Source organism: Natronotalea proteinilytica (assembly GCF_055379935.1).
On sequence record NZ_AP043947.1, the window covers coordinates 994,376 to 1,007,621 of the forward strand.

Consider the following 13,246-nt stretch of genomic DNA (forward strand, 5'->3'; position numbering starts at 1 on the left):
GGTTGGAAGCCAATATTTCGCAAAAAGGGGAACCGCTTCCGACTGCATCCCTCCGATTCGTCATCGTTGCCCACACTACGCATCATGCCCTCGCTCGACGCCACCTCGTTTGTCATCACCGATACCGAAACCACCGGACCGAAAGAAGGCCGCGACCGCGTTATCGAGATTGGCGCCGTGAAGGTTCAGGATGGCGAAATCCTCGACCGGTTCCAGTCGCTCGTCAACCCCGAGCGTACCGTTCCCAAAAACATTCAGCGGCTTACGGGCATCAACACGCCCATGGTGATGGAGGCGCCGCTCATGAACGAGGTGATGCCTGCGTATCTCGACTTTCTGGGCGATGGCGTACTGGTGGCGCATAACCTGTCGTTCGACAAGCGGTTTTTGAATGCGGAGCTGGCGGCGCTCGACCACGATCCGCTTGCGAATCGCATGCTGTGCTCCCTGAAGCTGGCTCGGCGGCTTTTGCCCGGACTCAAATCCCGCGGACTGTCGGCCCTTTCCTCGTTCTACAACGTGAACGTCAACGGGCGACACCGGGCGCTGGGCGATGCCGAGGCAACCGGGATCATCTTCAAGCGCTTCTTGAGCCAGTGCGCGTTTGAGCATCAGATCGATACGCTCGATGAGCTCATGGCCTTTCAGAACCGCTCGTACCGGTCGGTTCGCAATCCGCCGCGCCATCTCGAACGCTTACGACAGCAGGTGCTGCCCGAGTTACCGGATGCGCCGGGCGTCTACTTCTTCAAAGCAGGCAACGGATCGGTGCTGTACATCGGCAAAGCCAAGCGGCTCTCGAATCGCGTACGCAGCTACTTTACATCGATTGAAGCCCACCCCAACCGTAAGCGCAAGCTGATAAAGAAAGTGCGGCGCATTACGTGGCGGCAAACCGATACAGACCTTGAAGCCCTGCTCTTAGAGTCGCGGCTCATCAAAGAGAAAAAGCCTACCTACAACCGGGCCCAGCGGCGGTATCGGCGGCGTCCGTTTCTGATGCTCGACCCCACTGCCGCCTATCCCCAACTCGGATGGTCGTATCGTATAGAACAGGATGACGCGCGCTATTACGGTCCCGTGCGCAATGCCGACCAGGCCGAGGCGATCATCGACATGGCCGCCCGGCTGTATCCGTTGCGCGAGTGCGATGATGACACGCTCCGTCTGGGGCGCCGCTGCCTGTACGCCGATATGGACCGGTGCCTGGCGCCCTGCGATACGGATGTAGATGACGCGTATGCCGAGGCTGTTGAGGACGCCACCGCTTTTCTGGAGGGACGCTCTGCAGCGCTGCTCGATTACCTGCAAGAGCGCATGGAATCGGCCTCGGAGCGCCTCGATTTTGAGCGCGCGGCTCTGTTTCGCGATGGACGCAAGGCCGTAGAGCGCTTTGTGCGGCGGCAGCGACTGTGGCAGCGTCCGGTGCGGCAGCGGCACGGCACCATCTGGTACCGCGACGATGTAACGCAGCAGGTCCACGGTCTATGGATGCGCCGTGGTCTGTTGCAGCACACCACCACCCAGCCGCAAACCGACCGAGTTGACCTCGACGCCCCGCTTTCTGACGACGCCGTGCAGGAGTTGGCCACCAATCACCTGCATGCCAACGGCAGCACGCCTGAATTTTCCCGGCAAGAGGTGGACGCCATCCGGCTCACCATGCACTGGCTCTACCGCCACCGCGATGCCATCCACGTCGTGCCGTGGACCGGCGATGCTCCCGCCTTTGTGGATGCAACGCATGCTGCATGGAGGGCTTTGTAACGGGGCGCTGGGCAAACATGACCGTGCAGGAGGTGAACACGTTGCTTGAACGCCTGGTGCCCAAGAAAAAGAGAGGTGCTGTTGTGCCTTCTACATTGATCTTGAATCAACAGTCGAGGGGGAGAACACCTTCAGCCGCGAGGGCCCGCACCGTACAGCGGTTTTTGGTGGGCCACCTGATTCGTAAGGAGGGCGGGCGCGGGTAGGCATTAGAGCAACTCGACGCCGGTGCCGATCTTCAGGACCTGCTCGCCGGTGGCTACCATGGGCAGGCGGCGCGTGCGCCAGACGATGCCGCCCGCGGGAGCCTCGACGACTTCTTTGGTAGCGCCGAACACATCTGTGACGGAAAAGAGACGGTCGCCGGGCTCTACGCGATCGCCGAGGTCGACCGCGAGGTCAATCAGGCCGCCCCGAGAGGCGTACACTTCTTCAAATCCGGTAGCACGGATCTGCGCATACGGAACGGTGGGCTGGCCGTTGGTGAAGCCGTAGTGGGCAAGGACGTTGCGCACGCCCTGCACGCCCACGTCGATAGAGGTTGCGTTCCAGCCGACAGTACCGCCAAGCTCGGGATCGATTAGCGGGATGCCATCATCGGGCGCGGCGCGTGCGAGTTGTCCGTCAGGCCCCTTTTCGTCGAGGATATGCTCCGTACCGAATACGCGGCCCAGTTCGAAGCATTTCGCATGCAAGCGATGGCCGGGTCCGCATCGCACACGCACCTCATTGAGCATGCGCCTGGTGCCCCCCTGATGCAAGTCGATGCCCAGGTCGGCGCGCTGCACGCCGTGTTCGTAGACGAGGTGAGCTAGCCGCTCGCTGCTGGAGCCGTTCGGGTCGCCCGGAAACGCACGGTTGAGCTTGGTGTCGTCGAGTGGATTGCGGTGCTGAGCGCGCTGAAAGCCGTGGTAGTTGAGAATGCCTACAACGAGGATCTGTCCCGCCATTTCGTTGGGCGACAGCTGCTTCATCACCTCGCGCACGACCGCCAGTCCGTTCAATTCATCGCCATCGCTCCCGGCCTGGATATACAGCGTGGGGCCGTCGTCGACACCGTTTACGGCGGCCACTGGCAGTCCAAAGGCCGCGCCATCGCGCGTTTCGCCAGCGTGCAGGAGGCCGGTGTCTATCTCTCCAGGCGCAGCCTGCGCGGTTCCAAACTCAAGCATCGGGTTGTGGCTGTTCATGCATAGAAAACAACACGATCACAACAGAAATTACCCGAAGCACGGTTCCGGGTGAATGGGAAAAGCGTGGTGTGTTCTGGACAGAAATCTGGCCCTTTCACGACCCCGGCTCCTTGCGGATCTCGTCGAAGGTCAGTTCGATGATGCGGGAGTCGATGCCGTTGTAAATGGCGCTCATAAACTGTATGGTGCGCTGGGCCGCCTCCTCGAACACGAAATGGGGCGAGGCAAACTCGCAGCGCACAAAGTTGGGCGCCACGCCGCCGCGATAGACGAACGTGCAGGTATCGAACTCGCAATCCTCAAAGTGCCTGCCATCGACTTCGAGTTGCGTGCCGTGGAAGCGCTCGCCCTGCACGGGCTCGCGTTTGGAATCGGAATGGCCGTTTTGTTTGGGCATAGAAGGACCTCTGGATGTCAGACATAGGGTGAAACCTCGCTTGTCATGAAAACGGCTTCTGTCCGTGAACGTTGCGTGGGGTGAGGTGCGTCCCGCTCTGAAAGACAGGCCCACTACTCTGTCACAGATCAATCTTTGGGTAACACATGGTCCCCTAACGTACCGGAATAACTCACAATCTTGTCATTGCGAGCGGAGCGACGCAATCTCATGCTATCAGACCGAATTCAGCCGCCCAATCAACGGCATGAGATCGCACCCCAGGAGTACTCGTTCGCTGCCGCTCACAGCGCCGCGTCAGTCGCAGGGCTCCCTCCTCGCGATGACAATGTTGGCCCCTAACATTCAGGTGTGACACAGCACTAAGTGAAGTCACGTGTCAATATTGGAGTTCAAGAGGGAGTGGCAGCCTGCCCGATGATAATAACAAAACACCTGTCCTCTCGTGGCGATGCACAACAGGCATGACCTTACGGCCCCTCTGCGTCGCCACGCTTGCCGGGACGCTCTACGCTCCAGCATTCCCAATCCACCACCCGGTTTCTTTACCTGGTTGAGTCCGTAATCTTGTGTAATTGAGGCGAGCGAGTAGAAAAAGCCATCGCGTTTTGCCAGGTTGGAAGCGAGACCAACCAAAACCAACCAACATACTAACGATGGCTACTTTTGAGATTACAATCGACGACGAAAAGATCCAACACCTGCTTCGCGGCGATCTTCGCAGCGACTGTGGCATGGCAGCGCTGCTGGAGCCGATCCTGAACCAGATGCTGCAAGCGGAGATGACCGAACACCTGGGCGCCGAATCGGACCAGCGGACCGACACGCGGCAGGGCTACCGCAACGGGTCGTACAAGCGGCAGCTCACCACGCGAGTCGGAACGATCAACCTGGAGGTCCCTCGCGATCGGGATGGGACGTTTCAAACCCGACTCTTCCAGCGATACCAACGGTCAGAGAAGGCCTTGGTGCTGGCGCTGATGCAGATGGTCGTGCAGGGCGTGAGCACGCGTCGCGTGAAGAAGATCACGACCAAGCTGTGCGGACGCAAGTTTAGCAAGTCCACCGTCTCCCGGCTCACCACTGAACTTGACGGACAGGTCGAGGCCTGGGCCAAAAGGCCGCTGGAGAAGAGCTACCCGTTTTTGGTCCTCGACGCGATGCAAGTGAAGGTTCGCCGTCAAGGGGCGGTCCGATCGACAACGGTGATGCTGGCGGTGGGCATCAATGAGGCCGGTCATCGTGAGATCCTGGGGCTTGAGACGGCGTTTGGAGAGACTGGGGAAGGTTGGCGCCGGTTTATCGAGGGCCTGAAGCGCCGCGGCCTTTCTGGCGTTGAAGTGGCCACCAGTGATGCTCACGAAGGATTGCGAAGCGCTCTGGCATCGGCCTTTCCCGATTTGATCTGGCAACGCTGTCATACCGAGGAATTCCTCGGTGTACATTTTCGGCGCAATGTGATCGACCAGACGCCCGCGACGCTACGTGAGCGGATGCACGAGATACTTGACCAGGTGCTCGGGGCCTGCTCCCCAGAACGAGCCCGAGAAGCCGTTAGAGCCGCCTGTGACGAACTGCAAGGCGAGGCCGACCAAGCCCTGAAGGTTTTAGAGGCTGGCTTCGAGGACGCGACCGCGGTTTTGAGGCTTCCCGCGAAGTACCGCCGTCGCCTTCGGACAACAAACATGGTGGAGCGGTTTATCGAGGAGATTCGGCGGCGAGAAACCGTCATTCGCATCTTTCCGAACCTCGCATCAGCCCAGCGTCTGATCGGCGCTCTGTGTGCGGAACAGCATGAGGAATGGTCCACCGGCCGACGCTACCTCATCATGGACGAGTTCTTCGAGTGGAAGCGTCGGCTGGACATGGAGCCGGTCGCTCCGGAGGCCTCGACGACGTCGAAGCAACAACCAGCGGCTGTTGCCGCCTAATATGAAGATCTGGCAGAACGCCAATTACACAACGATCGGGACTTGATCCTTTACCTCGGAGGGGTACGTTGGACGCAGAGCGTCCATTCGTCCGTCGCGACGCAGAGCATCGCGACGAGGACGCAAGCGGGAGTTCGCCTCCGGTTGCGTTGTGTATACACCATAGCTCCTCTGAGGGGGGCGTGATGAACGCTTTCCACGGTTCCTTCCTCCTCGGGGAGGACAGGTAGGATGGAGAGAAATCCACCCGGCAATCTCCAAAACCATTGCTGAGGTCACTTACATCATTCAACCCATTCCACCGTCCACTCTCTGTGGGGCTTGGGGGCATCGTCGTGGCAGCTGTGCAGCAGCGGGGCGCCGTGAGTCGAAGTGACGCGCGCGGTATGTACCTTGTTGCGAAGATGAACAGCAACAGTCCAAGCGTTGGCCATCTCGGTGAGGATCTGACCGTGCACATCCTGAACCGTATGCACATCCAATCGGATTCGCAAGGCAATGCAGGCGGCTTGCACGGGACGCGGCGAGTGGACGGGCCCGCGATAGTGCGACAGGTCGAACAGGTGTTCAGACTGATGAGCGCGTACAAGATCGGGCACCTCCTGCGGATCCATCCAGGCGTAGTGCGCACCGGCGGGCAGCACGAGCACCGTTGGGGCAAATCGATGACCGCCCAGATGCGAAGTCTGCCACGCTCCTTTCGGGTGACATTCAGCGGCGGCCTGGGCTACGGGGCGTCCCCACTTGGCGCAGCAGGCATCGCGGCGCCCGTTGGTGCACGTAAGCACAAGCAGGGCATCAGAGGTGGATGGCGTATCCATCCAGTCAGGGACATCGAGTTGAGCGAGGTCGGCGTAGGACGAAAGCGCGTGGGTGTGCAGGGTCGCATTGGGCCCCGTACGCGCTATAAAGCAGCGGATGTGCTCCTCGTCCTCCCACTGTGTCAGTCCGCGCCGAATCAGCTGGACGCGCAGATCGGGAAGTTTCGTTCTCCAGTGCTGAAGGGGCTCGTGCAGGTGTGCATACCAGTCGGCCTCTTCGACGGCTTGTTCGCCCCAGGGCGTAGGGTCTTCAATGAGGAGCCAGTGGGCCGCTTCGGTAGCGGTGCCTGCCGGGTTGATGGTATGGGTGCGAGCTTGAAGGGAGCAGAACGAGGACGGCACAGCAGCAAGGCGGGTCGGGACACAACAGGCAGCGGACGGCTTCTATGCGTGCTGTATGGTCAGTGCTCCGATTAGATAGCGGGATTGGCGGGGGTGTTGGGGTTGTTCTGGCGTTCTTGATTGGGGTATGGATAGAAATTGCGGGAGCGCGCAAAGATGTCGTCTGGATCTGGAGCATCTGCCCCCAGGCGGCGGCGATCCTCCAGGCGAAGGCCCTGCAGATACAACTCAATCTGGCGCTGCTGCAGGATCTCGTTGAGCAGCGCGGCTTCTGTCTCCTCGCCCTCGTATGGATCGAGGTCAGCGCCCAGGCCGAATGGGTCTTCGGCAGGTGATTTGGTGCGCACCGCGTCGATGGCCGTTACGGCTTCGCTGAGGTTACCGGTGCGCACGAGGGCTTCGGCCCGAATCAGATCGAGTTCGCCGGGCACGTACAGCGGGATTTCGTCTGAGGGGCTGGCGAAAAAGCCCGTCAGTGCAAGCACAGGCAATCCGTTTTCGCTTTCGATGGGACCGTCCTCATCTTCCGGTAGCGTGGTGAAAAAATCGAGGCGGGCGTCATCGGGGTTGGGGTTTTCAAGCCCGAGATTTTCACGCGGGGCGTAGCTTTCAGCATTTTGCACCGCTTGTGCAACGGGGTTGCGGCTGTCATCGTCGTGGGGGAGGGTGGAGGTGGCTGCTGGATCAACGGCGTCGGCGGCTGTGAGCGCCTCGTTGTAGTTGCCGGCGAAGAGGTGGTAGCGGGCCTGGTAGGCCGCAATGGTGTTTTCGAGGTCGATGCCTTCCGCCAAGATCGACGTTGTGAAGTCGTCAGAGACCGGGGTCTCATTGAGTATCGCTTCGGCATTCTCCAACAACCGGATGGCTTCTTCAAACACCTCGGTGCGGTCTACAAATGGAGGGGGCTCGGTGCGGCTCGTGAAAAGAACCCCCTGCTCAAAGTTTTGCGCGATGTTGCCCAAAGCCATGGCTTTGAACAGGTGAGCAGTAGCTACCAATCCGCTTTCGGTGTCCTCTTCGAAGGGCAGGTCGGGCGTGTTGTCGATGATGTCTTCGGCCATGTTGACCACCCGGTAGTTGCGCGACCATAGCTGCAGCACGTTGGCATTGCTCGGCGGCAGATTGGCGCCGCCAGCTTCCAGATTCAGCAGGTTGGCAAAGGTGGTGGTTACGGCCACCTCGCGCGTGGTTACACCGGTGGTAAGAAGCGCCGGCTCCAAGGCAGTTGTAGCGTAGAACTCCTGCATCCCCACGGCCAGCGCTTCGATGCCCTCGGTGGTGGTGAGTACCTCTTCTTCAGAAGGCTCATTGGGGTTTACGATGTCTAAGTCGCATCCCCCAAGCACAAGGAGGAGGACGACAAAACCGGCAATCAGTGTAGAACGCATGGTGTGCATAGGATACTGAAACAAAGCGGTAGGGGGAGAACAGCAGAGAGTAGCTTAAAATGTAGCGGTAATGCCAAGCGAGAAGGTGCGCGGGATGGGCACCTCTACAAAATCGAAGTTGCGTACTACGGTGCGTTGCCCGGCCACATTGATTTCGGGGTCGTACCCGCTGTAAGTATCGATTGAGAGCACGTTGCGCGCCGCTACGTTAAGGCGCACGCTTTCGAGTCCCATGTAGGTCGGACGTATGGTATACGATGCGCTGATCTCGCGGAGTTTGAGAAACGAGCCGTCTTCGACCCAGTGTTCAAAGATGTTGAACGTACTTGCTGTGTACCCGTCGGGCAAGTCGCCCTCTAGCTCGCGCTGGTAGTCATCGAGTGTGCCAAAGGCGCTCAGGGCACCAAGACGCCGCGTGAAGTTGAACACATCTTGGCCATAGACGGCATCCCATTGCATGCGCAGGGTGAGCGCGTTGTTGATTTGGACCTCGTTGATCCAGGAGGCGACGAAGTCGGGATTGGGGTCTCCGATAATATCATTTTCGCCGGAGGCAGCGGGAAGACCATCGCCCGGTGATTCGGGCGATCCATCGCGCATGCGCCAGAGTCCGTTGCCATCTTCTTCGAGCACATTGCCATTTAGGTCGATCACGTTGCCATCGTCATCGCGATCAAACGACGATCCGTAGAAGATGCCGAGCGGCTCGCCGTTAATCGCGCCGACCAACTGAAACGAGTCGCTGAAGATGAGCACATCCTCTTCGAGGCCGTTGACTTCGTTGCGATTCTGGCTGTAGGTGAGCGTGGTGGTCCAGCGCAGGTCGTTCTGGTTGATCGGCAGCGCTCGGAGCTGAATCTCGAAGCCTTGGTTTGTGAGCGTACCTACATTTTCGAGTCGGTTGAGGAAGCCACTGGTCGGATTGAGCGAGCGGCTGAGGAGCAGGTCTTCGGTGCGCTGGGTGTAGTAGGTAGCCTCAACCGCAATGCGATCGCTCAGCAGACTGAAGTCGGCCCCCAGTTCGATCTCACGTTGGCGCTCGGGCTGCACGTCGATGGCTCCCAGTTGGCTGCTTACTTGCAGGCCCGGCTGCTCCTGGTAGGGCGCCAGGCTAAACGTGGTGAAGCGGTCGAACGCCCCAATGGACGTGAGTCCGCCAGAAAATCCAAGCGACGATCGCAGCTTAAGCCGCGGGAGCAGGCGGTCGATGCCGGCACTGCTCCAAAAGCGTTCGTCGGAGATCGTATACGAGAGGCTGCCTTTGGGGTAGAACTGCCACCGTTCCTCTTCGGCGAATGAGGACGAGGCATCCATGCGGGCGGCGCCGGTGAGGAAGAGGCGATCGGCCCATCCGATGGTTTGCTGCGCAAAGGCCCCGTAGATGACGCGCTCGGTACGGGTCTCTCCGAAGTCACGGCCCTCTGTCCCGCTTTGCACGACACGCGACACCGGCGTTAGGTTTTCAGACTGGGCGTTAAATATCGTGCCTGTCTCATACTGCAAGGTGCCCCCGATCAGACTCGTTGCCTCAACGGTGGAGCTGAGGTCGGTTTGGTAGCGGATGTTCAGGTCGTTGTTGAGTTGCGTCTGCGTGCGCGTGCCACGACGCGTAAAGCCCTCTCCCAAAGCTGGGGTCGAGGTGCCACGCGGGATAAACGCTGTAGCGCGCTGGTCGTGCGTGTCGAGCCCAAACGTGTAGTCGATATTGAGCGCCTCGGTAGGCGTCAGGTTCACCGTGGCGCTTCCGATAAAACGGTCGGTTTCCTGCTCAAAGTCGAAGCGTTCAATAACCTCTACCGGATTGGCAAGCGTTCCTGCATCCGAAAACTGCCCGAGCTCGTTGGCCCGTGGGTCGAAGGTGTTGGGGCCAAAAATAAAGCCGGTCAGAGCGCCGTAGTTGGCGTCAAGTCCGCCGTTGGGAATATCGGTGCTGGTGCTGCGGGCGTAGGACGCACTCACTGTTGCCGAGGCCCAGTCGGTGAGGGTCTGTTGCAGGCGTAGGCGTCCGTTAATGCGGCGAAAGTGATTGCCTTCAATAATGCCCTGGTTGGCAAAGTGCGAGCCCGAGGCGGCGTAGCGTGTGGTTTCGTTGCCACCCGAAATGGAGAGCGACTGTTCGGATCCATATGCGCGATTAAACAGGAAGTCCTGAAAATCCCACCGCTGTTCGCCATCCGGAAGCGGGTTGCCCTGGTTGTCAATGAAGTCGCCGTCCTCGTTGCGCGCCATGTTGACGGGCAAGGTGGTGCGCACAGCCTCCGTTTGGACGCGCGTGCTGAAGCTGACACGCGGCGCCCCGAGCTCCCCTCGGCGGGTAAAGATTTGTACCACGCCGTTGTTCGCGCGTGAGCCATAGAGAGCAGCGGCTGCGGCGCCTTTTACGACCTCGATCCGTTCAATATCGTTGGGGTTGAGATCGACCAGGCGGTTTTGAGCTCCACCGCCTAAGTCAATGAGCTCGGGCGAATCGTTGTTAATAATTACGCCATCTACAATGTACAGCGGATCGGCACTCCCCAGCACGGTGCTGGTGCCGCGCAGTCGCACCGAGAGTCCGCCCGCCGGGTTCCCAGAGTTTTGTTGGACCAGGGCGCCTGGAATCTGGCCTTGGAGCGCTCGGTCTACCGAAGTCGCTGCACCGTCTTGCAGGTCGGCGGCATCAATGGTGGAGATGGAATTGCCAAGCTGGCGCCGTTCGGTGGGCACTCCAGTGCCAGTGACGACAATCTCTTCGCTGCCCACCACATCTACCGCCATGCGCACGGGATCTACCGCTACCGTGGTATCATCACGATCGAGCTCGATGGTTTGCTCAACGCGCTGGTAGCCTACAAATGTATAGCGTAGCGTGTACGTACCCGGCTCAAGGGTTGCTTGTATGGTAAATGCCCCGTCAGTATCGGTGGAGGCGCCGGCTGTTGTGTTGACAATTTGCACACTGGCACCGGGAAGCGGGGTGTCGGCCTCGTCATCAAAAACGGTGCCTGTAATGGTGTAGGACTGCTCCTGAGCGAGCGCGGGGGTTACACTAAACAGCCCAACAATACTCAATACGAGACAGCCCATCAGGATACGACTTAAAAACGAAACGACACGCATAAGCATGGGGAAGGATGCAAGGCGGAAAGACGATACTGGTGGGGCGTTTGCTGACAAAGGTAAAATAAAGGTAGGTTGTAAACGGAAGCTATGCAAGTTAGCGCGTGGCGTGAGGGGGGGAGGATGTAGCGCGCGCATCAGCGTGAAGCGTTTGCGATGGGGTGGCCCAGCTAACGCCAACGATGAGTGCGATTGCTACGGGCCAGACTAGAACCGGAAATAGATCGGGAAAGAGAAGTAGATTGAGCACCGTACAGACCAGTCCGCCTACAACGCCAGCAAGCACTCCGGCGGCGGTGGTGCCGCGCCACAGCAGCGCAAGGCAAAGTGGCAATCCCAACGTAGCGCCCAATCCGACAAATGCGAACTCGATAATGTCGAAAATGGTGCCCGGACGCACCAGGGCCATTATGATGCCGCCCACAGCCAACACTCCCACGATGCTCCGACTCATCCGAATAAGCGTTGCCTGACTGGTGTTGGGGCGCCAGGCTTCGTATCCCCGCGTCAGGTCGGCAGCCGCTACGAGCATCATCGAGTCGGAGGTGGACAGGATAGCGCCAATGATGCCCGCGAGCATCACCCCGGCCAGCCAGCCGGGCATCAGATCCGTAAGCGCAATCATGGCTACAGCTTCGGGATCTTGCGTTGCTGTATAGAGCACACGGCCCGCCATGCCAATAAGCAGCGGAATAGTGAGGCGAATCGCTTGCAGGCTGATGCCCCACAGGGCCGCACGGGGCATAAGGCGTGCGGATTCAATGGACTGAAAACGCATCAGGCTGTGGGGTTGTCCGATGGCGCCCAGGGCAAAGGTAGCCCACGCAAGCAAACTCATCAGCAGGGCCGTCCCCGAGAGACCGCCGTCAAGCGCAAGCAATGTTGGGTCAATGGCGCGCACCTCAGTTATGAATGCCGACCAGCCGCCAATGGCCTGAATGGCAACAAGTGGAAGCACAATCACAGTCGCTATTACCAAAAGCCCCTGCACCACATCCGTCCATACCGATGCGTTGAAGCCGCCCAGTACAGTGTATGCGGCAACCGCACTGCCTCCGATAAGCACTGATGCGGTATATGAAAGGTTGAGACCGGTGTCCATCGCCTCGCCAACGGCAATCAGTTGCGCACCCACGTAGGCGCCCATGAACACGAGAATGGCAAGAGTGCCCACGGTGCGTATGAGGATGCGAGGGCGACGTGGTGTGACGCTGCGGGCAAGGTGATCCACGACGGTGTGGCTCTGGAGCTGCTCGGAGGCTGCGCGAAAAGGAGGCGCTACGGCGTAATACACAAACGCAACGACCAGGAGCATGAACAGCGAAAACCAGAGCCCATGCAGTCCGGTGGAAAACCCGACCCCCACCCACGCAAAGAACGTCCACCCACTAGCTACCGAGGCGACCTCTGACATTGCCATGGGGAACGGAGCTACGCGGCGCCCGGCCAGCATGTAATCGGTGAGCGTGTGCGATGCGTCCGTGCGGTAAAAATAGAGGCCGATGCCGACGAGCAGACCCACAAATCCGCCAAATGTGAGAAGGAGGCTCCAATCCATATAGAATGCGGCCGCATGATACAAAAACGCATTCGTAGCATAGCGAATGGACACGTGGATGTCCAATCAGACACAAACAGCTTTGTAAATATTAGTTTGCCCTTTTTTCATATTAGGGGGTTCGACTGAATGAAGTGCGTGTGCACGAAAGAAATTACCAGCTTCGATCCCGATGCGTGCGCGGTCAAAGATGGGGTTGTCGGCGTAGATGTGCCATTTGTGGTATATTGATAGGTAAAGCATCGGATGCTGTAACGTAGTCAATTCGTGTCAAAGTAGCGGAATGCCGTGGACATTAGGCCGAGGAATGAAGAAAGGAGGACGAAGGTCGATTTGTCGCGAACCATTTACGATGGGCAAAGGTATGGGGATCGCAACAACATTTTTAATTACGTCGCTATCTCGCACGATGCCGATGGCAGTGCGTGGGCCCTGTGCCGCGCTACGCCCAACGGCGCGCAGATAGTGAGACAACCAACACACCTATATGCAAGACGGAACAGTTAAGTGGTTCAGTAGCGAAAAAGGCTACGGCTTTATCGAGCGCCACGACGGAAGCGAAGATGTATTTGTGCACCATAGCGAAGTCTCCGGAGAAGACCTCCGTGATGGCGAGCAGGTCGAATTTGAAGTGGAGGAAACTCCGAAAGGACTGAGCGCGGTTAACGTGCAGCGTCTCCATGGCGTACGGTAATTCACGTGGTGACACCTGAATTGCAGTATCAAAAGAGCCTGGCCCCTTGGGGCTGG

Annotated in this window: 9 protein-coding genes; 3 read left to right on the forward strand and 6 right to left on the reverse strand. The window is 59.1% G+C overall.

Annotated elements, in window-relative coordinates; genetic code table 11:
* Window positions 1-84: 84 nt before the first annotated feature.
* Window positions 85-1,767 carry a DEDD exonuclease domain-containing protein gene (locus ACZ5AL_RS04200; protein ID WP_464512385.1) on the forward strand — a complete coding sequence of 561 codons (1,683 nt, stop codon included), beginning with the start codon at window positions 85-87 and terminating at the stop codon, window positions 1,765-1,767.
* A gap of 209 nt (window positions 1,768-1,976) precedes the next feature.
* Here ACZ5AL_RS04200 and ACZ5AL_RS04205 read toward each other — a convergent pair whose 3' ends face one another.
* Both ACZ5AL_RS04205 and ACZ5AL_RS04210 read right to left on the reverse strand, forming a co-directional pair.
* Complete coding sequence (locus ACZ5AL_RS04205; RefSeq protein ID WP_464512386.1) at window positions 1,977-2,939, reverse strand: succinylglutamate desuccinylase/aspartoacylase family protein; 963 nt, start codon at window positions 2,937-2,939, stop codon at window positions 1,977-1,979.
* 115 nt (window positions 2,940-3,054) lie between these two features.
* Window positions 3,055-3,357 carry a hypothetical protein gene (locus ACZ5AL_RS04210; protein WP_464512387.1) on the reverse strand — a complete coding sequence of 101 codons (303 nt, stop codon included), beginning with the start codon at window positions 3,355-3,357 and terminating at the stop codon, window positions 3,055-3,057.
* A 656-nt stretch (window positions 3,358-4,013) separates the two neighbouring features.
* On the opposite strand from ACZ5AL_RS04210, the gene ACZ5AL_RS04215 reads away from it, so the two are divergent.
* Window positions 4,014-5,288: an IS256 family transposase gene (locus ACZ5AL_RS04215; protein WP_464510708.1), complete on the forward strand. Its 1,275-nt coding sequence runs from the start codon at window positions 4,014-4,016 to the stop codon at window positions 5,286-5,288.
* Between the two features lie 284 nt (window positions 5,289-5,572).
* Here ACZ5AL_RS04215 and ACZ5AL_RS04220 read toward each other — a convergent pair whose 3' ends face one another.
* The 4 genes from ACZ5AL_RS04220 to ACZ5AL_RS04235 form a co-directional block, all read right to left on the reverse strand.
* Window positions 5,573-6,451 carry a sucrase ferredoxin gene (locus ACZ5AL_RS04220; RefSeq protein ID WP_464512389.1) on the reverse strand — a complete coding sequence of 293 codons (879 nt, stop codon included), beginning with the start codon at window positions 6,449-6,451 and terminating at the stop codon, window positions 5,573-5,575.
* Between the two features lie 71 nt (window positions 6,452-6,522).
* Window positions 6,523-7,839 carry a RagB/SusD family nutrient uptake outer membrane protein gene (locus ACZ5AL_RS04225; protein ID WP_464512390.1) on the reverse strand — a complete coding sequence of 439 codons (1,317 nt, stop codon included), beginning with the start codon at window positions 7,837-7,839 and terminating at the stop codon, window positions 6,523-6,525.
* A gap of 54 nt (window positions 7,840-7,893) precedes the next feature.
* Window positions 7,894-10,938, reverse strand: coding sequence for a SusC/RagA family TonB-linked outer membrane protein (locus ACZ5AL_RS04230; protein ID WP_464512391.1), 3,045 nt, complete (start codon window positions 10,936-10,938; stop codon window positions 7,894-7,896).
* A gap of 97 nt (window positions 10,939-11,035) precedes the next feature.
* Window positions 11,036-12,496 carry a sodium/proline symporter gene (locus ACZ5AL_RS04235; protein ID WP_464512393.1) on the reverse strand — a complete coding sequence of 487 codons (1,461 nt, stop codon included), beginning with the start codon at window positions 12,494-12,496 and terminating at the stop codon, window positions 11,036-11,038.
* Window positions 12,497-12,983: 487 nt separating this feature from the next.
* Between ACZ5AL_RS04235 and ACZ5AL_RS04240 the strand changes: the two genes are divergently transcribed.
* Window positions 12,984-13,190: a cold-shock protein gene (locus ACZ5AL_RS04240; RefSeq protein WP_098061639.1), complete on the forward strand. Its 207-nt coding sequence runs from the start codon at window positions 12,984-12,986 to the stop codon at window positions 13,188-13,190.
* Window positions 13,191-13,246: the final 56 nt, after the last annotated feature.